This window comes from Cellulomonas oligotrophica, from assembly GCF_013409875.1.
In the GTDB taxonomy this organism is placed as follows: domain Bacteria; phylum Actinomycetota; class Actinomycetes; order Actinomycetales; family Cellulomonadaceae; genus Cellulomonas; species Cellulomonas oligotrophica.
Genome location: NZ_JACCBK010000001.1, coordinates 3,923,620 through 3,945,327, shown reverse-complemented (window position 1 = coordinate 3,945,327; position 21,708 = coordinate 3,923,620). Strand labels below are relative to the sequence as shown.

20 protein-coding genes are annotated in these 21,708 nt (G+C 78.1%); 9 read left to right on the top strand and 11 right to left on the bottom strand.

What is annotated here, in order from left to right; translation table 11 throughout:
- Positions 1-117: 117 nt before the first annotated feature.
- The 6 genes from BKA21_RS18095 to cofC all read left to right on the top strand — a co-directional run bounded on the left by BKA21_RS18095 (position 118) and on the right by cofC (position 6,552).
- Positions 118-1,797 (top strand): FAD-dependent oxidoreductase, encoded by a 1,680-nt coding sequence (locus BKA21_RS18095; RefSeq protein ID WP_140460362.1) that lies wholly within the window; start codon positions 118-120, stop codon positions 1,795-1,797.
- 178 nt (positions 1,798-1,975) lie between these two features.
- Entirely contained in the window at positions 1,976-2,995 is a 1,020-nt protein-coding gene (locus BKA21_RS18090; RefSeq protein WP_140460361.1) for a putative F420-0 ABC transporter substrate-binding protein, read from the top strand.
- A gap of 11 nt (positions 2,996-3,006) precedes the next feature.
- Positions 3,007-4,080 (top strand): putative F420-0 ABC transporter permease subunit, encoded by a 1,074-nt coding sequence (locus BKA21_RS18085; protein ID WP_373308214.1) that lies wholly within the window; start codon positions 3,007-3,009, stop codon positions 4,078-4,080.
- Positions 4,071-4,964, top strand: a complete 894-nt coding sequence (locus BKA21_RS18080) for a putative F420-0 ABC transporter ATP-binding protein (RefSeq protein WP_140460360.1) — start codon at positions 4,071-4,073, stop codon at positions 4,962-4,964. Before BKA21_RS18085 ends, BKA21_RS18080 begins: the two co-directional genes overlap by 10 nt.
- Positions 4,961-5,944: a 2-phospho-L-lactate transferase gene (gene cofD / locus BKA21_RS18075; protein ID WP_140460359.1), complete on the top strand. Its 984-nt coding sequence runs from the start codon at positions 4,961-4,963 to the stop codon at positions 5,942-5,944. Before BKA21_RS18080 ends, cofD begins: the two co-directional genes overlap by 4 nt.
- Positions 5,941-6,552 (top strand): 2-phospho-L-lactate guanylyltransferase, encoded by a 612-nt coding sequence (gene cofC / locus BKA21_RS18070; protein ID WP_140460358.1) that lies wholly within the window; start codon positions 5,941-5,943, stop codon positions 6,550-6,552. Before cofD ends, cofC begins: the two co-directional genes overlap by 4 nt.
- A gap of 113 nt (positions 6,553-6,665) precedes the next feature.
- Here cofC and BKA21_RS18065 read toward each other — a convergent pair whose 3' ends face one another.
- The 6 genes from BKA21_RS18065 to BKA21_RS20045 all read right to left on the bottom strand — a co-directional run bounded on the left by BKA21_RS18065 (position 6,666) and on the right by BKA21_RS20045 (position 14,786).
- Complete coding sequence (locus BKA21_RS18065) at positions 6,666-7,421, bottom strand: hypothetical protein (protein WP_140460357.1); 756 nt, start codon at positions 7,419-7,421, stop codon at positions 6,666-6,668.
- Positions 7,418-8,185 (bottom strand): hypothetical protein, encoded by a 768-nt coding sequence (locus tag BKA21_RS18060; RefSeq protein ID WP_140460356.1) that lies wholly within the window; start codon positions 8,183-8,185, stop codon positions 7,418-7,420. The genes BKA21_RS18065 and BKA21_RS18060 overlap by 4 nt, the downstream gene beginning before the upstream one ends.
- Complete coding sequence (locus BKA21_RS18055; RefSeq protein ID WP_140460355.1) at positions 8,182-9,573, bottom strand: hypothetical protein; 1,392 nt, start codon at positions 9,571-9,573, stop codon at positions 8,182-8,184. The genes BKA21_RS18060 and BKA21_RS18055 overlap by 4 nt, the downstream gene beginning before the upstream one ends.
- Positions 9,570-9,890 carry a hypothetical protein gene (locus BKA21_RS18050; RefSeq protein WP_140460354.1) on the bottom strand — a complete coding sequence of 107 codons (321 nt, stop codon included), beginning with the start codon at positions 9,888-9,890 and terminating at the stop codon, positions 9,570-9,572. Before BKA21_RS18050 ends, BKA21_RS18055 begins: the two co-directional genes overlap by 4 nt.
- Positions 9,891-9,893: 3 nt before the next feature.
- Entirely contained in the window at positions 9,894-10,187 is a 294-nt protein-coding gene (locus BKA21_RS18045) for a WXG100 family type VII secretion target (protein WP_140460353.1), read from the bottom strand.
- Positions 10,188-10,385: 198 nt separating this feature from the next.
- On the bottom strand, positions 10,386-14,786 hold the full coding sequence (locus BKA21_RS20045; RefSeq protein WP_170209110.1) for a type VII secretion EssC family protein: 4,401 nt from the start codon (positions 14,784-14,786) through the stop codon (positions 10,386-10,388).
- 132 nt (positions 14,787-14,918) lie between these two features.
- Here BKA21_RS20045 and BKA21_RS18035 point away from each other — a divergent pair, with 132 nt between their 5' ends.
- On the top strand, positions 14,919-15,491 hold the full coding sequence (locus BKA21_RS18035; protein WP_140460351.1) for an HhH-GPD-type base excision DNA repair protein: 573 nt from the start codon (positions 14,919-14,921) through the stop codon (positions 15,489-15,491).
- Between the two features lie 110 nt (positions 15,492-15,601).
- Positions 15,602-16,816: a DUF418 domain-containing protein gene (locus tag BKA21_RS18030; protein WP_140460350.1), complete on the top strand. Its 1,215-nt coding sequence runs from the start codon at positions 15,602-15,604 to the stop codon at positions 16,814-16,816.
- 55 nt (positions 16,817-16,871) lie between these two features.
- Here the strand turns inward: BKA21_RS18030 and BKA21_RS18025 are convergent, their stop codons facing one another.
- Positions 16,872-17,795 carry an alpha/beta hydrolase family protein gene (locus BKA21_RS18025; protein ID WP_140460349.1) on the bottom strand — a complete coding sequence of 308 codons (924 nt, stop codon included), beginning with the start codon at positions 17,793-17,795 and terminating at the stop codon, positions 16,872-16,874.
- 123 nt (positions 17,796-17,918) lie between these two features.
- Between BKA21_RS18025 and BKA21_RS18020 the strand changes: the two genes are divergently transcribed.
- Positions 17,919-18,308, top strand: a complete 390-nt coding sequence (locus BKA21_RS18020) for a YbjQ family protein (protein ID WP_140460348.1) — start codon at positions 17,919-17,921, stop codon at positions 18,306-18,308.
- A gap of 24 nt (positions 18,309-18,332) precedes the next feature.
- On the opposite strand, the gene arfB is transcribed toward BKA21_RS18020, so the two are convergent.
- The 4 genes from arfB to BKA21_RS18000 all read right to left on the bottom strand — a co-directional run bounded on the left by arfB (position 18,333) and on the right by BKA21_RS18000 (position 21,639).
- Positions 18,333-18,761, bottom strand: coding sequence for an alternative ribosome rescue aminoacyl-tRNA hydrolase ArfB (gene arfB / locus BKA21_RS18015; RefSeq protein ID WP_140460347.1), 429 nt, complete (start codon positions 18,759-18,761; stop codon positions 18,333-18,335).
- Positions 18,758-19,576 (bottom strand): coenzyme F420-0:L-glutamate ligase, encoded by an 819-nt coding sequence (locus BKA21_RS18010; RefSeq protein WP_140460346.1) that lies wholly within the window; start codon positions 19,574-19,576, stop codon positions 18,758-18,760. The genes arfB and BKA21_RS18010 overlap by 4 nt, the downstream gene beginning before the upstream one ends.
- Positions 19,573-20,544 carry a TIGR03557 family F420-dependent LLM class oxidoreductase gene (locus BKA21_RS18005; RefSeq protein ID WP_140460572.1) on the bottom strand — a complete coding sequence of 324 codons (972 nt, stop codon included), beginning with the start codon at positions 20,542-20,544 and terminating at the stop codon, positions 19,573-19,575. The genes BKA21_RS18010 and BKA21_RS18005 overlap by 4 nt, the downstream gene beginning before the upstream one ends.
- Before the next feature lie 72 nt (positions 20,545-20,616).
- Positions 20,617-21,639: an EamA family transporter gene (locus tag BKA21_RS18000; RefSeq protein ID WP_239072951.1), complete on the bottom strand. Its 1,023-nt coding sequence runs from the start codon at positions 21,637-21,639 to the stop codon at positions 20,617-20,619.
- Between the last annotated feature and the right edge of the window lie 69 nt (positions 21,640-21,708).

Below are 21,708 nucleotides of genomic sequence, written 5' to 3'. Positions count from 1 at the left end.
GACCGGCACCGCCCGCCCGCACGCCCGCCCCCGGGCACAGGGCAGCGGCGGCGATGCCCCCTGCCCACCGCACCACCCGCAGCCCGGGCGACCCGGGCCCCACCGCAGGGAGCACCCGTGAAGATCGTCATCGTCGGAGGCGTCGCCGCCGGGATGTCCGCCGCCGCCCGCGCCCGCCGCCTCGCCGAGGACGCGCAGATCGTCGTCCTCGAGCGCGGCCCGCACGTCTCGTTCGCCGCCTGCGGCCTGCCGTACCACCTGTCCGGCGAGATCGCCGACGCCGACGACCTGCTGCTGCACACCCCCGCGTCGCTGCAGTCCGCGCTCGGCCTGGACGTGCGCACGCACAGCGAGGCCGTCGCGATCGACCGCGCCGCCCGCACCGTGCGCGTCGCCGGCCCGCAGGGCGAGTACGACGAGCCGTACGACGCGCTGCTGCTGGCCCCCGGCGCCGTGGCCGTCGCCCCACCGCTGCCGGGCCTCGACCTGCCCGCGGTGCGCACGCTGCGCACCGTCGCCGACGCCGTCGCCCTGCGCGAGCGCGTCGACGCCGGCGCCCGCCGCGCCGTCGTCCTCGGCGCCGGCTTCATCGGCCTGGAGGCCGTCGAGGCGCTGCGGCACCGCGGCGTCGACGTCGACCTCGTCGAGCGGGCCCCGCAGGTGCTGCCACCGCTGGACCCCGAGCTCGGCGCCCTCGTCGCGGGCGAGCTGGCCGACCACGGGGTGCGCGTGCGCACCGGTGTCTCCGCCACCGGCGTCGAGGAGGCACCCGACGGCGGCATGGTCGTCGTCCTCGACGACGGGAGCCGCCTGCCCGCCGACCTCGTCGTCCTGTCCGTCGGCGTGCGCCCCGACTCCGCGCTGGCCGCCGCCGCCGGGCTCGACGTCGACGCGCGCGGTGCGATCGTCGTCGACGCCGCGCAGCGCACCTCCGACCCGCACGTGTGGGCCGCGGGCGACGCGACCGCCGTCGTGCACGCCGTCACCGGCGCCCGCGGGCCCGTGCCGCTCGCCGGGCCCGCCAACCGGGCCGGGCGCACCGCCGCGGACTCCATGCTCGGCGCCGAGGTCGCGTCGCCGCCCGTGCTCGGCACCGCCGTCGTGCGCGTCATGGGCCTGACCGCCGCCGTCACCGGCGCCAACGCCGCCATGCTGGCCGACGTCGAGCACCACACCCTGCACCTGCACGGCGGGCACCACGCCGGCTTCTACCCCGGGGCGCAGGCCGTGCACCTCGTCGTGCACGTCGGCACCGACGGGCGCCTGCTCGGCGCGCAGGCCGTCGGCCGCGAGGGCGTCGACAAGCGCATCGACGTCATCGCCACCGCCGTCCGCGCCGGGCTGCGCGCCACCGACCTCGCCGACCTCGAGCTCGCGTACGCCCCGCCGTACGGCGCCGCCAAGGACCCGGTGAACATGGCCGGGTTCGTCGCGCAGAACGTCCTCGACGGCACCCTCGCGCTCTGGCACGCCCGCGACCTCGACGCCGTGCGGGCGTCCGCGCTCGTGCTCGACGTGCGCGGCGACGCCGAGTGGGCGTCGGGCCACCTGCCCGAGGCCCTCCACGTGCCGCACACCCAGCTGCGGGACCGGCTCGACGAGGTCGTCGCCGCAGCCGCCGGGCGGCCCGTGCGCGTGCACTGCGCCAGCGGGGTGCGCTCCTACCTCGCGCACCGGGTGCTCGTCGCCGCCGGGCTGGACTCCGCGTCGCTGTCGGGCGGCATGCAGACCCTGCGCGCCGTGCACCCCGACCTCGACCTGGTCACCGACGCGGACCGGGTGCCGCAGCCGGCCTGAGCCGAACGGCTTGCCCCCGGCGGGGTCCCGGAGCGTAGGGTGACGCCCCGGAACCCCGCCGGGCGAGTGGTGGGGTCGCACCGCCCCCGGCTGGGACGGTCCTCCGCGGCGTGACGTGCGCCGACCCCCTCCACGAGCGCCCGACGACGTGCGCGCACGGCACCGACCCGGAGCACCCATGCCCTCCCTCACGTCCGCACCCCTGCGCACCGCACGCCGCACGACCGCCGCCCTCACGCTCGTGCTCGCGCTCGGCGCGTGCAGCACGGCCGGCACCGCCGAGCCCGTCACCGGCGCCACGAGTGCCGCGCCCGACCCCGCGTACCCCGTCACGCTCGACAACTGCGGCACCGAGGTCACCCTCGACGCCCCGCCCGAGCGCGTGGTCACCATCAAGTCGTCCACCACCGAGCTCGTCGCCGCGCTCGGCGCCGCCGACCGCCTCGTCGGCACCGCGTTCAGCGACGGCCCCGCCCCCGACGACCTCGCCGGCGCGCTGGCCGACGTCCCCGAGCTGTCCGAGCAGGTGCCCGGGCAGGAGGCGCTGCTCGAGGCCGCGCCCGACCTGGTGCTCGGCGGGTGGGAGTCGAACTTCTCCGCCGACGGCGCCGGCGAGCGCGACGCGCTGGCCGCGCTGGGCATCGCGACGTACGTGGCGCCGTCCGCGTGCAAGGAGCCCGGCTACCAGCCCGACCCGCTGACGTTCGACCTGGTGATGGCGCAGATCCGCGAGGCCGGCGCGCTGCTGGGCGTGCCCGACGCCGCCGAGCAGGTCGTCGCCGAGCAGCAGGCGGTGCTCGACGCGGTCGAGCCGGTCGACGGCGTCACCGCCCTGTGGTGGTCGTCCGGCGAGGACTCCCCCTACGTCGGCGCCGGCATCGGCGCACCCCAGATGATCCTGGGCGCCGCCGGGCTCGACAACGTGTTCGCCGGCGTGCACGACACGTGGACGTCCGTCGGGTGGGAGCAGGTCGTCGACGCCGACCCCGACGTCGTCGTCCTCGTCGACGCGGCGTGGAACACCGCCGCCGACAAGCGCGCCGCGCTCGCCGCCAACCCCGCGACCGCGCAGCTCGAGGCCGTCCGCGAGGAGCGCTACGTCGTCGTGCCGTTCGCCGCGACCGAGGCCGGCGTGCGCAACGCCGACACCGTCGCCGACGTCGTCGAGCAGGTCACGGCACTCGGCCTCGACGGCTGAGCGGAGCCACGGTGGCGCGGACGGCGGCAGAGCGCGTGACGGCGGGGCGGGCGACGGCGGGGCGGGCGCCGCGGCGCCCCCCGCTGGCCGCCCTGATCGGCGTCGGCGGGGTGCTGCTCGTCGCGAGCGTGCTGGTCACCGTGACGATCGGGCCGGCCGACCTGGGCGTCGGCGAGGTCGCCCGGTCGGTGGCCGGGCACCTCGGCCTCGACGTGGCCCCCGTGCCCGTGCTGCACGACGCGATCGTGTGGCAGCTGCGCCTGCCACGGGTGCTGACGGCCGCCGCCGTCGGTGCCGGGCTCGCGGTGGCCGGGGCGGTCATGCAGTCGCTGACCCGCAACCCGCTGGCCGACCCGTACCTGCTCGGGCTCTCGTCCGGGGCCTCGCTGGGCGCCGTCGCGGTGCTGCTGCTCGGGGTCGGCGTCCTGCTGCCCGTCGCCGCGTTCGTCGGGGCGCTCGCCGCACTCGTCGCGACCCTGGCGCTGGCCCGCACGGGCGGCACCCTGACGCCGTCGCGCGCGGTGCTCGCCGGGCTCGCGGTGTCCCAGCTCGCGGCCGCCGCGACGTCGTTCGTCATCTTCTGGACCGCGACCGGCGACGCGTACCGCGAGATCCTGTCCTGGCTGATGGGCTCCCTCGCCGGGGCGACGTGGTCGTCCGTGGCGATCTCCGGCGGTGCGCTCGCCCTGGTCGGGGCCGTGCTGGGCGTCGCCGCGACCCGGCTGGACGCGTTCGCGTTCGGCGACACCGCCGCCGCGGCCCTCGGCGTCGACGTCGACCGCACGCGCTGGACGCTCATGACCCTCGTCGCGCTGCTCACCGGGGCGATGGTCGCGGTGTCCGGCGCCATCGGCTTCGTCGGGCTGGTGCTGCCGCACGCCGTCTCCGTGGTCACCGGCCCCGGGCACCGTCGGCTGCTGCCCGGCGCCGCCGTCACCGGCGCGGTCTTCCTCGTCTGGGCCGACACGCTCGCCCGCACCGTCTTCGACCCGCGCGAGCTGCCCGTCGGCATCGTCACCGCCCTCGTCGGGGTGCCGGTGTTCGCGGTGCTGCTGCGCCGGGGACGGGGGACGGCGTGGAGCTGAGGATCGCGGGCGCCGGTGCGCGCCTGGGCGGACGGTGGGTCGTCGACGGGATCGACGCGACCCCGCCGCCGGGTGCGCTCACGGGCCTGCTGGGCCCGAACGGCGCCGGCAAGTCCACCCTGCTGCGCCTGGTCGCCGGGCTGCTGCCGCCCGACGCCGGTGCCGTGCTCGTCACCGACCCGGACACGCCCGCCACCAGCGGCGCGCCGACGACACCCGTGCACCTGCTCCCCCGGCGCCGCCGGGCGCAGCACGTGGCGCTCCTCGAGCAGGATTCCGGGGCGGCCGTGCCGCTGAGCGTGCGCGAGGTCGTCGCCCTCGGCCGCACCCCCTACCGGTCGCTGTGGGGCGCGGACCCCGACGACGCCGCGGTCGACCGCGCCCTGGCCGCCGCCCGCGCCGACCACCTGGCCGACCGGGCGTGGTCGACGCTGTCCGGCGGGGAGCGCCAGCGCGTGCACGTCGCCCGCGCGCTCGCCCAGGAGCCGTCGCTGCTGCTGCTCGACGAGCCGACCAACCACCTCGACGTCTCCGCCCAGCTCGCGCTGCTGCACCTCGTGCACGACCTCGGCGTGACGACCGTCGCCGCCCTGCACGACCTCAACCTCGCCGCGGCGCACTGCGCGCACGTCCTCGTGCTCGACCAGGGCCGCCTGGCCGCCGCCGGCCCGCCGGAGCAGGTGCTCACCCCCGCGCTGCTGCGCACGGTCTACGGGGTCGACGCCGACGTGCTCACGCACCCGCGGACGGGCCGGCCGGTGATCGCGCTCAGCGGCCTGGCCCCTGGCGGCCCCGACGGCTCAGACCCGCACCGGCACGCCGACGACGGCGCGCTCGCCGGCACCCGCACCCCCGGCAGCGGCCGGGACGAGGAGGACGCATGAGGATCACCGTCATCAGCGGAGGCGTCGGCGGCGCACGCTTCACCCGCGGGCTGCTGGCCCTGCTCGCCGACCGGCTGCCCGACGGCCACGGCGGCACGACCGCGCAGGTCACGGTCGTGGCCAACACCGGCGACGACATGTGGCTGCACGGCGTGCGCGTGTGCCCGGACCTCGACACCCTCATGTACACGCTCGGCGGCGCCGTGCACGAGGGCCAGGGCTGGGGGCGGCGCGAGGAGTCCACGACCGTCTCGACCGATCTCGCCGCGTACGGCCTCGGGTGGGACTGGTTCACGCTCGGCGACCTCGACCTGGCCACGCACCTGGCCCGCACCGAGCTGCTGCGCCGCGGCCTGCCCCTGCACCGGGTCGTCGAGCACCTCGCCGCACGGTGGCGCCCCGGCGTGCGGCTGCTGCCGATGAGCGACCAGGAGGTCGAGACCCACGTCGTGACCGACGACGGGACGCTGCACTTCGAGGAGTGGTGGGTGCGGCACCGGGCGGCCGTGCCGGCCCGCGGCTTCGTCCAGGTCGGCGTCGAGGACGCACGCCCCGCACCGGGGGTGCTCGAGGCCCTCGCGGACGCCGACGTGGTCGTCGTGCCGCCGTCCAACCCGGTGGTCTCCGTCGGCACCGTGCTCGGCGTCCCCGGGGTCCGCGACGCGCTGCGGGCCACCGCCGCGCCCGTCGTCGGCGTCAGCCCCGTGATCGGCGGCGCGCCCGTGCGGGGCATGGCCGACGCGTGCCTGACCGCGATCGGCGTGGCCACCGACGCCGCCGCGGTCGCCCGGCACCACGGCCTGCGCGCGACGGGCGGCGTGCTGGACGCCTGGCTCGTCGACGACGCCGACGCCGACACCGTCGGGCCGCTGCGCGCCGAGGGCTGGCGCGTGCAGGCGGCGCCGACGCTCATGACGGACGTCCCCGCCACCGCGGCGCTCGCCGCCCGTACCCTGGCCCTCGTGGACCGGATGCCGTGAGCGCGACCTGGTGGGTCGTCGTACCCGTGAAGGACGCCCGCCGCGGCAAGTCCCGCCTGGCCGGCGTCCTCGACGACGACTCCCGCGCCCGGCTGGTGCGGGCCATGGCGCTGGACACCGTCGCCGCCGCCCGGTCCGCCGCGCGGGTCCTCGGCGTCGTGCTCGTGACGCCCGACCCGGTGCTCGCCGCGGCCGCGCAGGCGGTCGGCGTCCACGTCGTCCCCGAGCCGGACCCGGCGCCCGGCGCCCCGGCAGGGCTCGACGCCGCCGTGCTGGCCGGCGCCGCGCACGTGCACGCCACCAGCCCGCGCGCGCACGTCGCGGCCCTGCTGGGCGACCTGCCGCGGCTCGACCCGCGCGACCTCGACGACGCGCTCGCGCTCGCCGGCCGGTCGACGCGGGCGCACGTCGCCGACGCGGAGGGCACCGGGACCACGATGCTCACGGCCCGCTCGGGCACCCCGCTGCGGCCCGCGTTCGGCACCGGGTCCTCGGCACGGCACGCCGCGGCCGGGCACGTGCTGCTCGACGTGCCGCTCGGCTCGACCCTGCGGCACGACGTCGACCTGCCCGCCGACCTCGACACGCTGGCCGACCCGGGCGCCTGACCGCCCGGGCGCCCGCCCGACACGTCCGGCCCGCACGTCCTGCGCACCCGGCCTGCCCGTGCGTCCGGCTCGTGGGCCCTGCTCGTGCGCCCGGCTCGTGCGTCCGGCTCGGCTCACCCGCCCGCTCGGGGCGCCGCGGCGCGCACCTGCTCCAGGTGCCGCACGAGCGCCCGTGTGCGCGCCACGGGTGCGGGCAGGAACGAGCCGCTGATCCGCCGCGCCGGCACCAGGACCACCGCGTACCCCGCCGGCAGCACGAGCAGGACCGCGGGTCGGGCGCCGTTGCCGGCGATCACGCCGGTGCCCTCCAGCACGCGCGGGACGTCGGCCCAGGGTGCCGACCAGAGGACCGCGGGCGACGCGGCGCCCGCCCACAGCTCGACGCCGGTGGGCGCGACGACCAGCGTGAGCGCCGTGCCCTGCGTGGGGCGCAGCGGCGGCGCGGGGACGCCCAGCTCGACCAGCACGTCACGCAGCCCGGCCGCGCCCCAGACCTCGACGACCTCCGCCCCCGGGCGCACCGCACGCACCGCACGGTGCCGCGCGCGGGTGGTCGCCGCCATGCGCACCATGACGACGGCGACGAGGGCGCCGATCACAGCGCCGACGACACCGATGCTCCCGACCTCTCCGTCGGCGAGGACGCGCCAGCCGAGCACCGCCACCGCCGTCGCGGGCAGCACGAGGACGGCCGCGCCCCACAGCCGGTTGCGGCGGTGCAGGGCGTCGAGCTCGGCGTCCGTGGGCACGTCGAGCGCCCACGGGTCGAACGGCTGCTGGTCGTCGGGCTGCGGCCGGGGCCCGTCCTGGGTGGGCGGCATGGTCGTGGAGGCGTGCCCGGTCGGGGCGGGCCGGTCGGTGCGGGTCATCGTGGGTGCTCCTGCTCCCCCGCGGCTGCGGGATCGGTGTCGTGGGACGTGGCTGCGCCGTCGGCGTCGACGGAGGGAGGTGCGCCGGTGGTGGACGGGGCGTCGTCGGTCGCGGGGCGGTCGGGGTGGAGCGTCGCGGCGACGGCGTCGCACAGGTCCAGGCAGGCGTCGCGCAGCGCGAGCAGCGGCGTCGAGGCTGTGAGCCGCACGAGGCCGTGCCCGTCGCCGGGGTCCGTCCAGTGCTCGACCAGGAAGAGCGGCACGCCGGCGCGGGGCGCGCCCGGCAGCGCGCCGGGGCGTTCGCGCACGGTGCGCAGCACGAGGCCGAAGGCTCCGCTGCCCGCCTCGAGCCGTCCGCCGCCGCCCGCCGGGCCCACCTGCGCGGCGAGCGCGGTCCGTGTCCGGGCCCGCCCCTGCTCGTCGGCCCACGAGCCGGGTGCGCGGGACGCCGTGAGCGTCAGCGGCAGCGGCACGCCGCCCGCGCTGCCGAGCATGAAGGCCACGAGCCACCCGCCGCGCGACGCCGCCCGGGCGGTCTGCACCGTCAGCGTCGTGCGCAGCTGGCGCCGCAGCGGCGCGGGCAGGTCGGTCCGCGACGCGACGAGGCGGTCCACCGCGCGGCGCCGCGCCACCGGGTCGCCCAGCGGCACGAGCCACCAGTCGGCGGGCAGCACCAGCCCGACGCCGCGCACGGCAGGGCGAGGCCGGACGGAGGCGGCTGCGGGGGTGGGAGCGGGGGCGACCTGCGCAGCGGTGGTGCTCATCCGCGCACCCGCTGGACCACGTCGTTGGTGGTCTGGGCCATGCCCTCCACCTGGGGGACGACGTTGACGAGCGCCCACGCGGTGCGCGGCTCGCCCTGCTGGGCGAGGAACGCGAGGTCGCGGGCGACGCCCTCGGCGCCGACCGCGTGGAACACCCCGGCGACCCGGCTGGTCTGCCACGTGTCCTTGACCGGGTTGAAGGCCTCGCCGAAGGGCGTCCTGGCGGCGGGCCCCTGCGCGTGCGCACCTGTGGCGGTCGGGGGGCGCTGCACGGCGGTGCGCACGGTCTGCCAGCCGCCGCGCAGGTCCGTCACGCCGTCGCGCAGCACGGCACCGGGCTTGAGGGTGGCCAGCGTGGTGCGGTTGAGCAGCGGCCTCGCGCGGGTGGGCACCGCGCGCAGCGCCGCCGTGGCGCCGGCACCCAGCAGGCCCGAGGGGCCGACCACGCCGGACCGGGCCGAGCGCGTCCCCGCGCCCGCGGCACGCAGCCCGGCCGAGGCCCGGCTGGTGTCCGCGGCGAGGCGCACGCCGCGTGCGGCGACCCGCCCGAGCCCGAACGTCACGAGGCTGAGGGCCCCGAGCCCGACGTCGAGCCACGACCCCTGGCCCGTCACGAGCAGGGCCACGTCGCGCACGAGCACGGCCACGCCGGCGATCGTCGCCGCGGCTGCGAGGGCCGCGTTGAGCCCGGGCACCCAGCACAGCGCGACCGCGGCGACGCCGAGCACGAGGGCGATGTCGTCGAGCTGCTGGCCGATCGCGTCGTCGACGTCCTTCACCCCGCCCTGCACGTCCTGCCACGCCGTGTCGACGAGGCCGTCGACCGCGACGACCGCGACGACCAGCCCGCGGGCCTCCTCGGCGGCCGCGTCACGGTGCGCCTGGGCCTGCGCGAGCAGGAGGCGGGCGTCGGCGAGACGGGACTCGGCGCGCGCGGCCCCGGCGTCGGCGGCGTCGGCCAGCGCCGTGCGGTGCGCGGCGAGCGCGGGGTCCGCCTGGTCGCGGGCGAGCTCGCGCTGGCGCCACGCCTCGTCCTGCCCGCACACGCGGGCCTGCTCCGCGTCGGTGGCCTGCTGCCACGCCTCGTACGACGTCGCCTGCGCCTCGGCCAGGCGGTCGGCGTAGGTGTCGAGGGCGAGGGCGGCGGTGACGTAGCGGCCGTGGGCCGCCTCGATGCCGTCGGCGACACGGGTCGCCGTTCCCTCGAGCGCGTCGACCACCGTCGCCCGCTGCCCGGAGCCCAGCGCGGTGCCGCGCAGCTCCTCGACGGCGGCGGCGATCTGGTCCGCGACCCGCTGGTGCTCCTCCGCGGCGGCGCGCACGGCCACCGGGTCGCCCGGGACGGGGTCGCCGAACGCCAGCGGGTACCAGGACGTCGGGCGGCTCATACGGCGCGCCCCGAGCCGGCGGCCCCCGGGGTGCCGCGCGGCCCGCCGGCCCCGGCGAGCTGAGCGTCGACGTCCTCGAACGCCTCGCCCACGCGCGTGCACGCGTCGGCGAGGATCTCGACGTCCGTGACCAGGGCGGCCCGGGCGTCGTCCCAGCCGAGGGCGAAGCCGCCGAGGGCGTCGGCCAGGCCGTCGTGGCCGAGCACGTCGCGCAGGTCCCGGGCCGTGACGTTCGCCGCGGCGAAGGCCTGCGCGACGTCGGCGAGCGCGCTGCCGGCCCGGCGCAGCGCCTCGGTGTCGAGGTCCAGGTCGCCCACGGGTCAGCGCAGGCCGGCGGCGAGCTGGGCGTCCGCGTCCTCGAGGGTGCTGGCCGCCGTGCGCAGGTACTCGCCGAGGCTGGTCAGGGCGGAGACCGCGTCGGTGGTGCCCTGGGTGAACTGCCGGTAGGACTCGCCGAACGCGACGGAGGCCTGGTCGGTGACGAACCCGCCGGAGACGAGCTGGTCGATGAAGCCGCGCAGCTCGGTCAGGCGGGTGGTGATCTCCTCCTGGCCCGAGGTCAGGCGCGTCGCCGCGTCGCGCAGCTCCTGGTAGGTGACGGTGAGGTTGGCCATCGGGTCCTCCGTGGGCTCGTGGCGGCGTGGTGCGTGCCGCGGTCGGTCCCCGGTCGTCCCGGGGTCGTGGCCGACGCTAGGGTCCGCGGGTCGACGGCCCGGCGGCTCCTCCACAGGTCGGCGGGCCAGCGGTCGTCCACAGCCCCGGCTGGTCGGCTCACGCCCGGGCGTCGCGGGGCACCGGCGGCCCCGTCTGCGTCACCCGGGCAGCGGCACCTGCACCCGACGGGCCCGCCCCTGCTCCACCCACAGCCCGCGCCCCGGCGGCTGGTCGCCGCGCCGCAACCGGCCGGCCGAGGTGCGGAACAGGGTCTCGACGTCGACCGTGTCGGGCTGCAGCACCAGGCCACGGCGCCCGTTGCGCACCTCGGCGACCAGCGGCCACGACGAGCCCCAGGCGGTGGTCTCGGCCTCGGCGAGCACGAGGTGCCCCTGCCGGCGCGCGGCACGCACCGCCTCGGTGAGGGCCTGCTCGGCGGGGCCCCCGAGCAGGTCGGCGATCTGCTCGACGACGAGCACGACGTGGCCCTCGTCGGCCGGCACCGCCAGGCGCGCCGCGAGCGCCGCGGCGAGGCCCCGTGCGTCGTCCGCACCCCTCGCGACGTCGTCCCAGGCGACCGCCGCGGGCAGCGGCGAGCGGGCCGGACCGACGAGGGCCAGGTGCGCGTCGGGCAGCGCGCGCCGCAGGGCCCCGGACAGCGCCAGCAGCGCCGTGGTCCGGCCGGAGCCGGGCAGCCCGGCCACGAGGAACGTGCCGTGCGGGTCGACGCCCACCGGCTCGAGCGTGTCGTCGGCGACCCCCAGCAGGGGCAGCCCGTCCACGGCGGCGGGCAGGTCGGCCGCGCGGACCACCGCGGGCAGGCGCCGCACGGGCGGGGTGCGGGGCGTGCCCGCCGCGTCGAGGCGGGCGGCAAGCGCGGCCAGCGCCCCGGCCTGGTCGGCGACGACGGGCGACGCGGACGGCACCGCCACCTGCACCTCGTCGCCGGTGCGCGCGTCGACGCCCCGCCCGGGCGGCGCGTCGGGCCCGAGCACGTCGCCGCGCACGCCGAGCTGGGCGTACGCACCGGCGTCGGCCTGACGCAGCACCAGGCGGCACCCCACAGCCGCGGCCAGGGCCGTCGGCACCGCACCGGGGCGCTCCGCCGTCAGCGCGACGTGCACGCCCAGGGGACGCCCCTCGGCGACCACGCGCTGCAGCAGCGCCCAGGCACCAGCCCGCCCGCCCTCCCCCTCGTACGCGTCCCGCACCGCGCCGATCCCGTCGAGCAGCAGCAGGACCCGCGGCTCGTCGGGCCGCCCGGCGCGCACCCGGTACTCGGGCAGGCTGCCGGCCTGCACGGACGCCCACCGGCGGGCCCGGTCGTCGAGCAGGGCCACGAGGTCGCGCAGCAGGCGCAGCACCCGCTCGGCGTCCGCCACGTCCAGCACGGACCCGAGCACCGGCAGCACCTCGAGGCCACCCAGCACCCCGGCGCCGGCGTCGACGGCGTGCACGTGCACCGGCCCGCCGCCCGCGAGGACGTCGCGCGCCGCGGCCGCCGCGACGGTCCGCAGCGCCGTCGAGCGGCCCGTCCCGCCGGCGCCGACGACCGCGAGGGCACCGTCGACGTCCGGCGCCCAGCACCACGGCTCCTGCTCCTGCGCCGCGGGCCGGTCCACCAGCCCCAGCGCGAGGGCCCCCGCGCCCGCCGGCAGCGACGCCAGGTCGACGCACGGCGCCAGCTCGGGCAGCCACGGGCGTCGCGGCGCCGGGACGCCCGCGAGGTCGGCGGCCGCACGCACCGCCGCCACCAGGCGCGCCGCGTCGCTCGGGCCGTCGTCGTCGACCGCCGGCGCCGGCGGCGCGGGGACGTCCCACGGCTCCCCCGGCCCCAGCCCGAGCGTCGCCACCCGCACCGCGGCACGCGGGGGCGCACCCGCGGACCGGCCACCGACGAACGCCGTCTGGAACAGCGCGAGCCGGCCCGGCCCCGTCCGCACCGCACCGCGCCCCGGCGTCGCGGGGTCGATGCCCGCCGCGAGCGCCGAGCCCAGCACGTCCGTCGAGTCGTGCTCGTCGGCCATCCGCAGCGCGATCCGCAGGTTCGTGTTGGCCCGCAGGTTGTCCTTGATGACACCCGCCGGGCGCTGCGTCGCGAGCACCAGGTGCAGGCCGAGCGAGCGGCCGCGCTGCGCGACGTCGACGACGCCGTCGACGAACTCCGGCACGTCCGTCACGAGCGCGGCGAACTCGTCGACGACGATCACGAGTGCGGGGGGCGTCTCCGGGTCGCCCAGCCGTTCGAGGGCCAGCAGGTCGGGGACCTGCTTGCGCTGCAGCAGCCGCTCCCGCCGCCGCAGCTCGGCCCGCAGCGACGCCAGCGCCCGCCGCACCAGGTGCGGCGTGAGGTCCGTGACCAGCCCGACGGTGTGCGGCAGGTCCACGCAGTCCGCGAACGCCGCACCGCCCTTGTAGTCCACGAGCAGGAACGTCACGCGGTCGGGGCCGTGCGCTGCGGCCATGCCGAGCACCCAGGCCTGCAGGAGCTCGCTCTTGCCCGCACCGGTCGTGCCGCCGACCAGCGCGTGCGGCCCCTGGGCGCGCAGGTCCAGCACGAACGGCCCCTGCGCCCCGCGCCCCACCACGGCCCGCAGCGTCGCGTCCGTGCGCCGCCGCACCGGCGGCCCCGACCGGTCCAGCACCGACCCCGTCGCGTGCCACCGGTCCAGCACCGCGACCGGGTCGTCCAGGCCGTCACCGCCGACCACCTCCGTGCCGGGCACCGCGCGCGGCAGGTCGGACTCGTCGTGCACGGGCGCACCCGCGTCGACGACCGGGCACAGCGACCGCGCGAGCGCCGTCGCCTCGGCCGCACCCAGCACCTCGGTCGCCACGGCCCGCCACGTGCCGTCGGGCACGTCGCCCAGGGCGCCCGCGTCGACGTCGAGGACGGCCCGGCACGCCGACGGCAGCGCCGCCACGGACCCGGCGCACCACAGCACGTGCACGCCCACGGCCGGCCCGTCCTCGGCGAGGCGCACGAGGCGCGCGCGGTCGGCGGGTGCGTCGTCGTCGACGACCACCACGACCGCGGGGACGGCCGTGACCCGTCCGGCCCGCCCGTGCCGGTCCGCCCGGGACGCGACCAGCTCCTCCAGCGCCGCCACCAGCCCGGCCGCAGCGGCGGCGTCCGCGGCCGCGTGCAGGCCGGGCAGCGGGCTGTGCGGCGACGCGACGTGCGGCAGCCAGACCGTCCACGCCCAGCGCTCGCGGTGGCGTGCGGACGTGACGACCGCGAGCGCGACCTCGGACGGTGCGTGCAGGGCCACGAGCTGGGCGACCAGCGCGCGGGCCACGGCGTCGACGGCGGCGTCCTCACCGGCGACGCCGAGGCCGCCGCTCGCGCGCAGCGCCACGGCGAGCGGCACGTCGTCCACGTCGACGAACCGGTCGGCGAGCGCGCGCGCACGGTCGCGGTGGGCGGGATCGGCGTCGGGTGCCCCGGGGACGACGGGCCGGGTGCGCGCGGGTGTGGTGCCGAGCCCGGCGCGCAGCACGAGGAAGTCGGTCCCGTCGGCGCGCCGCGACCAGAGCAGGGGCGCCCGGGTGCGGGCGGCCGCGAGGGCCTCGTGCGTCGAGGCGAGCGCCGCGAGCCGTGCCGTGCGCTCCGCGGTGCGGGCGGCGACGAGCTCGTCCTCGCAGGCGGTCAGCGCCGCGTCGAACCGGGCCGTGGCCTCGGCGACGCGGCGCCGCTCGGTGACGCGCCGCTCGACCCAGGTGCCGACGGTCAGCAGGGGGCTGACGGCCACGAAGGCCAGCGACAGCGGGTTGCGCCACACGAGCAGCAGCACGAGGGCCAGCAGCACGGGCGCGGCGAGCGCGAGCAGGGGGAACGGGTCCCGGCGGGGCGGGTCGGGCGGAGCGGGGAGGTCGACCGTGCCGTCGGGGTGCCGGGCCACGACCCGGGGCGAGCGGTTGAACGGGACGTCGGCACCGCGCGTCCCCCGGCCGTGCGCGTCCGGGCCGGGTGCGCCCGCGCCGGTCGCCACGCCCCCGAGGCGGCGCACGCGCAGCACGGTCTCGCCGAGCACGACCAGGTCGCCGGGGCCGAGGACCGCCCGGTCGACGCGCCCGGCACCCACGACGACGCCGTCCGCGGACCCGGCGTCGACGACCTCGACGCCGTCACCGACGACGACCCGGGCGTGCGTACGCGCGACGAGCCGGTCGGTGAGCCGGACCGTCGCGGCCGGGCCGCGCCCGACCGTGCTGGTGCCCGGCGGCAGGTCCACGGTCAGCCCCGCGTCGGGGCCGGCCACGACGTCGACGCGCGCGTGGGCGGGCCCGGGGGCGGTGGCGTCGTCCCCGGCCGGGGCGAGCGTGACGGTCGAGCCGGCCTGCAGCCCGGCCTCGACGACGCCGGTCGTCCGCGGCAGCGCACGGGCGGGACCACCGTCGGGCGGTTCGACGACGAGCGTCGCGGGGGCACCCGGGTCCGCGTCGGCCGCGCGGGCGAGGGCGTCGGCGACGTCGGCGACGGTGGCCCCGGCGTCGGTCGTCACCACGACGTCGTGGGTGCCGCCGTGCGGCCGGCGGATCGTCAGTCGTGTGCGCACGGCGGGTCTCCCTGGGTCGTCCGCCGGGCCCCGCCCGGCCGGCGCACCGTAGCCGCGGCCCGGGGCCCGCTGCCGGGGGCCCTGTGGACGACGGTCTCGCGGCGGGGCGGGCCCGTGGCGCACCATGGGGGCATGGCGCTGTGGATGACCGGGGACGAGGCCGCCGACCGGCTGCTCGACGAGGACGCGTTCGCGCTGCTCGTCGGCATGCTGCTGGACCAGCAGGTGGCGATGGAGACGGCGTTCGCCGGTCCGGCGAAGATCGCCGACCGCATGGACGGGCTGGACGTGCGGCGCGTCGCGGACGCCGACCCGGAGCAGTTCGCGGCGCTGTGCGCGACCCCGCCGGCCGTGCACCGGTTCCCGGGGTCGATGGCGGCCCGCGTGCAGGCGGTCGCCCGTGCGGTGGTCGACGACTACGACGGGGACGTGACGCGGCTGTGGCGCGACGGCGACCCGGACGCGGCCACGGTGCTGCGCCGGCTCAAGGCGCTGCCGGGCTTCGGCGACCAGAAGGCCCGGATCTTCCTGGCCCTGCTCGGCAAGCAGCGCGGCGTGCAGCCGGCGGGGTGGCGCGAGGTCGCCGGTCCGTACGGCGAGGAGGGCGCGCGCCGCTCGATCGCCGACGTCACGGACGCGGACTCGCTCATGGAGGTGCGCGCCACGAAGCGCGCCGCGAAGGCCGCCGCCCGCTCCGCCTCCTGACCGCTGCCGGGCCCGGCGGGGCGCGGTCTCCGTCCCGCGACGGAGCCGACCCGCCGCAGACCGTCCTCGCGGCCGAGCCGCCACGGCCCCGTGGCGGTCAGGATGGGGTCATGACGTCGCCGACGCCTCCCGCCCCCGTCCTCCCCGCTCCCCCGCCCGTGCCGGTCGTCGGACCTGTCGCCGTGCGCGACCGGGCCGTGGCCCCCGACGTCGCCCGCGGCCTGGCGCTGCTGGGCATCGCGATCGCGAACTCCGTCACGCACCTGTGGGGCCAGCCCGTCGGGGTGGGGTTGCGCCCGCTCGACGGCTCGACGCTCGACCGCGTGGTCGACGGGGTGGTGTCGCTCTTCGTCGACCGGCGCACGATGCCGATGTTCGCGCTGCTGTACGGGTACGGCATCGGCGTGGTCGTGCGACGCCGCGCGCAGGCGCTGGTGCCGTGGCCGGCGTGCCGCACCGACCTGCTGCGCCGCGCGGGCTGGCTGGTGGCGTTCGGCGTCGCGCACACGCTGCTGCTGTGGGAGGGCGACATCCTCGCGGTCTACGGGCTCACCGGGCTGGTGGCGGTGCTCCTGGTCCGCGCGTCGGGGCGGACGCTGCTGGTGGTCGGCGGCGTCGCGCTGCTGCTGGGTGGCCTGGCGACCGGCGCGCTGGACGCCCTCACCGTGGCCGTGGGCGGCGTGGACGGCGGCGACCAGCTCGCGGCCGCGGAGACCTCGCCGCTGCTGGCGGTGCTGCTGCGCGCGGCGACGCTGCCGATGCTGCCGGTCGGTGTGGTCATCGCGCTGCCGCTGGTGCTGGCGGGGATCTGGGCGGCGCGCACGGGCGTGCTGGAGGACCCGGCGGCGCACCTGCCGCTGCTGCGGCGCTGGGCCGTGGGCGGGCTGTCCGTGAGCGTCGTGGGCGCGGTGCCCCTGGCCACCGCGGTGGCCGGCCTGTGGGAGCCGTCGGCGCTGGGCGTCGTCGTACCGGCCGCGCTGCACATGGTCACCGGCGCGGTGGGCGGGATCGCGTTCGCCGCGCTGGTCGGGTGGGTCGTCGGGGCGCACGGGACGACGCTCGCCACGCTGGGCCCGGTCGGCCGGGCGCTGCGGGCCGTCGGCACCCGGTCGCTGACCTGCTACCTGCTGCAGACCGTGCTGTTCGTGCTGCCGCTGGCGGGCTGGGCCGGTGGCCTGGCCCGGGGGTTCGGGTCGGCGCAGGTCGTGGCGTGGGCCGTCGGGGTGTGGCTGGTGACGGTCGTCGTCGCGGTGCTGCTGGAGCGGGCGGACAAGCGCGGCCCGGCCGAGGCCCTCTACCGCCGCCTGGTCTACCGCACCGTCTGAGGCTCCCGGTCCGCCCCGGGCCGGTCGCACGTGGCGGCCGGCCCCGGGGTGCCGGTCAGAACGGGCAGGTGGAGCGCACGTCGGACCAGGTGGTGCCGACCGCGGGTGCGGGGCACACGAACGGGTCGTAGCGGGTGTCGTCGTCGACGAACCGCTTGAGCCAGGCGATGGAGCTGCGCGCGATCGGCGTGCTGGAGACGTTCGGCGCGAAGTGCGAGGCACCGTTGAGCTCGAGGTACTGCTTGGGCGTGCTCGACGGGATCGACGTGTAGAACGGGCGCGCGTGGGTCGTCACGGACGCGACGCTGTCGTCCTCGGCGCCGATGATCAGCGTCGGCGTGGTGACCTCGGGCCAGGTCTTGTCGGTGTTCCACGGCGTCAGCGGGATCGCGGCCTGCAGCGACGGGTCGTCGACGACCGCCTCCAGGGTGCCGCCGCCGCCCATCGAGTGACCCATGACGGCGAGGCGCCCGGCGTCGACGCGGTCACGGACCGAGCTGCGGGTGGTCAGCCAGTCGAGCGCGGCCGCGAGCTGGCGTCCGCGCGAGGCGGGCTGGTCGTAGACGCTGAGGGTGTCGATGGTCATCACGACGAACCCCTGCGAGGCCAGGCGCGGGCCGAGCCAGGCGATGCTCGACTGGCGCGCGGTGTACCCGGGCGAGATCACGACCCCGCCGAACGTGCCCTGCGACGTGTCGGTCGGGTAGTAGACGGTGCCGCCGCCGAACCCGGAGACGCCGAGCCGGGAGACGCTGGTCTGCGAGACGGCGAAGGCGCCGCGGGCGGCGGTGATGCTGGACTCGGTGGGTGCCGGGCCGCGCTCGTACGGGTTCGCGGCGGCGGCGGGCGCGGCCGGGACGAGAGCCAGCAGCAGGCCGACGACGAGCGCGAGCAGCCCGGCGGGCCGACGGGCGCCTGCGGACGGTCCGGGCGCGGGACGCGCCGACGGTGTGCGGGACGGGACGGTGGACGTGCGCATGACGAAACCCCCCTGTGACGTCGATGACTCTCGGATGATACTCACGTCACACCAACCAGTGACAAGACCTCGCCACCGAGGATCACCCGACCCGCCCCTCCGCGGCGTGGCACGATCGCGGCCATGATCGTCGTGACCACCGACTCCGTCCCCGGCTACCGCACGCAGGCCGTCCTCGGCGAGGTCATGGGCGTGACCGTGCGCGCGACCGACGCGGGCGCCAACCTCTCGGCCGGCTTCCGGGCGATCGGCGGCGGCGAGATCCCCGAGTACACGCGCGTCATGCACGAGTCGCGCCGCGAGGTGCTGGCCCGCATGGTCGCCGACGCCGAGCAGCGCGGCGCCAACGCCGTGGTCGCGCTGCGGTACGACTCGGCCGCGATCGGCGCGTTCTCCGAGTGCTGCGCCTACGGCACCGCGGTCGTCGTCGAGCCGCTCGCCGGGCACGAGCCGGGCGCCACCGTCCAGTCGGCGCAGCAGGCCGCGCTGCCCGCCGACGACGCGCGGGCCTGACCCGGCAGAACGGCGACGCCCCGCTCACTCCCCCGGCTTCGCCGACCGCAGGCGCTTGGTCGCCGACCGCTGCTTCTTGGCGGCCAGCCGCCGCTCGGCCGAGCCCCGCGTCGGCCGCGTGGGCCGCCGCGCGCGCGCCGGCGGGCTGATCCCCGCCGCGACGAGCGCGGCCAGGCGGAGCTCCGCCGCCGCGCGGTTGCGCAGCTGCTCGCGGTGCTCCGAGGCCGTCACCGTGAGCACCCCGCCGACGAGCCGCGCCCCGAGGCGCTCCACCAGCCGCTGCCGCTGCACGGCGGTGAGCACGGCTGACGCGGCGACGTCCCACCGCAGCTCGACCCGCGAGTCCGTCGTGTTGACGCCCTGGCCGCCGGGCCCGGAGGACCGGGAGAACCGCACCGTCAGCTCGGCACGCGGGATCACGAGCGACGGGCCCACGACGACGTCGCCGGTCACGGCGCGGCGCGCCCGTCCGGGCCGGCCGGCCCGGGCGCCCCGCCCGCGGCGAGCGCGTCCTTCCACCCCTCGGCGTACGCCTCGGCGGAGCCCAGGCGGAACATGTCGTCCGGCCCGGTCCGCACCAGCACGCGGGCCCCGAGGCCGTCCTCCTCCGTCACGAGGTGCCCGACCCCGCGCACCACGGCCACGGGCCGGCCGGTGGCCTTGCCCTTGACGAGCTCGGCCGCCGACGCGATCTCGTCCGCGACCGCCGCGACCGTCATGGTCAGCGGGCGGCCGTGCGTGTCGACCTGGCCGCGCATGTCCTCCAGCACCTGCACCCCCGCGGCACCGATCGCGAGGTCGGCGACGCCCTGGCGCCAGGGCCGCCCGGCGGTGTCGGTGAGCAGCACGCCCAGCCGCACGCCGAAGGCCTCCTGCAGCGCGCGCCGGAGCCCGCGGGCGGACGCGTCGGGGTCCACGGGCAGCAGGAGCACCGTGCCCTCGGGGGTGTTCGACGCGTCGACACCGGCCGCGGCCATCACCAGCCCGAGCCGGTTCTCGACGATCCGCGTCACCCCGCCGGGGTGCTCCCGGGTCGCCACGACGCGCACGGTCTCGTCGGTGATGGCCTGCTCACGGTCGTCGGCCGCGACCACCCGGCCCTCGGCCTTGGAGACGACCTTGCTGGTCACGACGACGACGTCACCGTCCACGAGCCGGCGCCCGGGGTCCGGGTCGGCGCGCAGGGCCGCGACGAGCAGCGCCGCGAGGTCGTCGCCGGGGACGACCTCGGGCACGCCGTCGGCGGCCCAGACGCGCAGCCCGGTCACCGGCTCAGCTTCGGGAGCACCTCGCGCCCGAAGACCTCGATCCACTCGCGCTGGTTGCGCCCCACGTTGTGCAGGTAGATCCGGTCGAACCCGAGGTCGACGTACTTCTGGATCTCGGCGCGGTGGGCGTCGGGGTCCGCGGAGATGACCATGCGCCCGGCGAAGTCCTCGGGGCGCACGAGCTTGGCCATCTGCTCGAAGTCGAACGGCGAGCGGATGTCGGCCTTGGGGAACTTCATGCCCCCGTTGGGCCACTCGTGCATCGCGTTGGCGAGGGCCTGCTCGTCGGTCTCGGCCCACGACATGTGCAGCTGGAGCACCTTGGGCATCGCGTCGGGGTCCTTGCCGACCTCGCGGGCGCCCTCGGCGAACTTGCCGAACAGGCCGGTGATCTTCTCCAGCGGTGCGCCGACGGTGATGATGCCGTCGGCGTGCTTGCCGGTCCGCTTGGCGGTGACCGGGCCGGCGGTCGCGACGAGGATCTCGGGCGCCTCCTCCGGCATGGTCCACAGCCGGGTCGACTCGAGCTTGTAGAACTGCCCGGCGTGCTTGACGTCCTTGCCGGCGAGCGACGCGCTGAAGAGCTTCTTGATGAGGTCGATGGCCTCGAACATGCGGTTGATGCGCTCGGGCGCCTCGGGCCAGTACCCGGCCACGACGTGCTCGTTGAGCGCCTCGCCCGACCCGAGCCCCAGCCAGTGCCGGCCGGGGTACATCGCGGCGAGCGTCGCCGACGCCTGCGCGACCATCGCCGGGTGCCAGCGGAACGTCGGCGCGGTCACCCCCGGGCCCAGGTCACCCGTGGTGCGCTCGCCCACGGCGGTCAGCACGTTCCACACGAACGACGACTGCCCCTGGGCGGGCACCCACGGCTGGAAGTGGTCCGCGGCCATGACGCCCGAGAACCCGTGCTGCTCGGCGTAGGCCGACAGCGCGACCGCCTCGGTGGGGTGGAACTGCTCCAGCATCGCCGCATAACCGACGGTCAGCCCTGCCACGTGTCGCGTCCTCCCGGTCGATCCCCTGCTCGTCCGGCGAGCCTAACCCCGCGCATGTGTCGGCCGCGTTGCGTGGACCGGCGCCCGGTCGGCCGGGGCGTCGCGCCCGTCGCCACCCGCGGCCCCGCCCGGGGCGGGAGCGGCACCGGTCAGCACGTCGCGGTCCGCACCGCGCCGCACGGCCGCGACCCCCGCGACGACGAGTCCGGCGCCGACCAGCTGCACGGGCAGCGGCGCCTCGCCGATCAGCACCCAGGCGAGCAGGACGGCGAAGAGCACCTCCGACAGCGCGAGGAACGACGCGACCCGCTCGCCGAGCAGGCGCACGGACACGGCCGAGACGCCGTAGGCGAACGCGGTGGGCACAGCGCCGACGACCAGCAGCGGGACGAGCCAGTGCACCTGCGCGCCGAGGAACGCCACGCGCACGTCGGGCGCCTCGACGGGCAGCACGCCGACCGCCGCGACGACGCCGACCGCCGCGGCCCCGACGACCATGCCCGCCCCGGCGAGCGTGACGGGCGGCAGCGCGGTGGGCCGTGCCGTGATCGCGAAGTAGGCGGCGTTGCCGACCGCGGCGCCGAGCGCGAAGAGCAGCCCCACGGGGTCGAGGTCGAGGCTGCCGGTCACGTCGAGCACGAGCACGAGCCCGCCCGTCGCCAGGGCCGCACCGACGAGCGTGGTGCGGGACGGGGCCCGCCGGGAGCGCGCCCAGCCGAGCGCGACGAGGAGCAGCGGCCCCGTGTACTCGACGAGCAGCGCCACGGCGACGGGAAGCCGGTCGACGGCCAGGAAGTACATGGTCGACGCTCCGGCCACGCCGAGGAGCCCGAAGCCGACGACGGTGCGCCACTCGTGCGCGAGCAGCGACCACCTCCCGCGCAGCGCGAGCAGCGCCGGCCCGGCCAGCAGCACGGCGCCGACGGTCAGGCGCACGCCGATCGCGGCGCCGGGGCTCCAGCCGGCGAGGAGCAGGGGCTTGACGACGGGGCCGCTCGTCGAGAAGGCGAGGGCGGCGACGAGGCCGGCGAGGACGCCGGCCCCCCGGGCACCGGTCTGCGGCACGTGCACGCTCCAGGGGGCGGGCCCGCGGGCGCGGGCGACGGGGTGGCACGGGGCCGACGCCGCCGGGAT

What these genes read in the sequence shown, in the direction of transcription:
- BKA21_RS18090 (WP_140460361.1), top strand. Translation starts at nt 1,976, where the DNA reads ATGCCCTCCCTCACGTCCGCACCCCTGCGCACCGCACGCCGCACGACC.
- cofD (WP_140460359.1), top strand. Translation starts at nt 4,961, where the DNA reads ATGAGGATCACCGTCATCAGCGGAGGCGTCGGCGGCGCACGCTTCACC.
- BKA21_RS18065 (WP_140460357.1), bottom strand. Translation starts at nt 7,421, where the DNA reads ATGACCCGCACCGACCGGCCCGCCCCGACCGGGCACGCCTCCACGACC.
- BKA21_RS18060 (WP_140460356.1), bottom strand. Translation starts at nt 8,185, where the DNA reads ATGAGCACCACCGCTGCGCAGGTCGCCCCCGCTCCCACCCCCGCAGCC.
- BKA21_RS18055 (WP_140460355.1), bottom strand. Translation starts at nt 9,573, where the DNA reads ATGAGCCGCCCGACGTCCTGGTACCCGCTGGCGTTCGGCGACCCCGTC.
- BKA21_RS18045 (WP_140460353.1), bottom strand. Translation starts at nt 10,187, where the DNA reads ATGGCCAACCTCACCGTCACCTACCAGGAGCTGCGCGACGCGGCGACG.
- BKA21_RS18035 (WP_140460351.1), top strand. Translation starts at nt 14,919, where the DNA reads ATGGCGCTGTGGATGACCGGGGACGAGGCCGCCGACCGGCTGCTCGAC.
- BKA21_RS18030 (WP_140460350.1), top strand. Translation starts at nt 15,602, where the DNA reads ATGACGTCGCCGACGCCTCCCGCCCCCGTCCTCCCCGCTCCCCCGCCC.
- BKA21_RS18025 (WP_140460349.1), bottom strand. Translation starts at nt 17,795, where the DNA reads ATGCGCACGTCCACCGTCCCGTCCCGCACACCGTCGGCGCGTCCCGCG.
- BKA21_RS18020 (WP_140460348.1), top strand. Translation starts at nt 17,919, where the DNA reads ATGATCGTCGTGACCACCGACTCCGTCCCCGGCTACCGCACGCAGGCC.
- BKA21_RS18005 (WP_140460572.1), bottom strand. Translation starts at nt 20,544, where the DNA reads ATGCTGGAGCAGTTCCACCCCACCGAGGCGGTCGCGCTGTCGGCCTAC.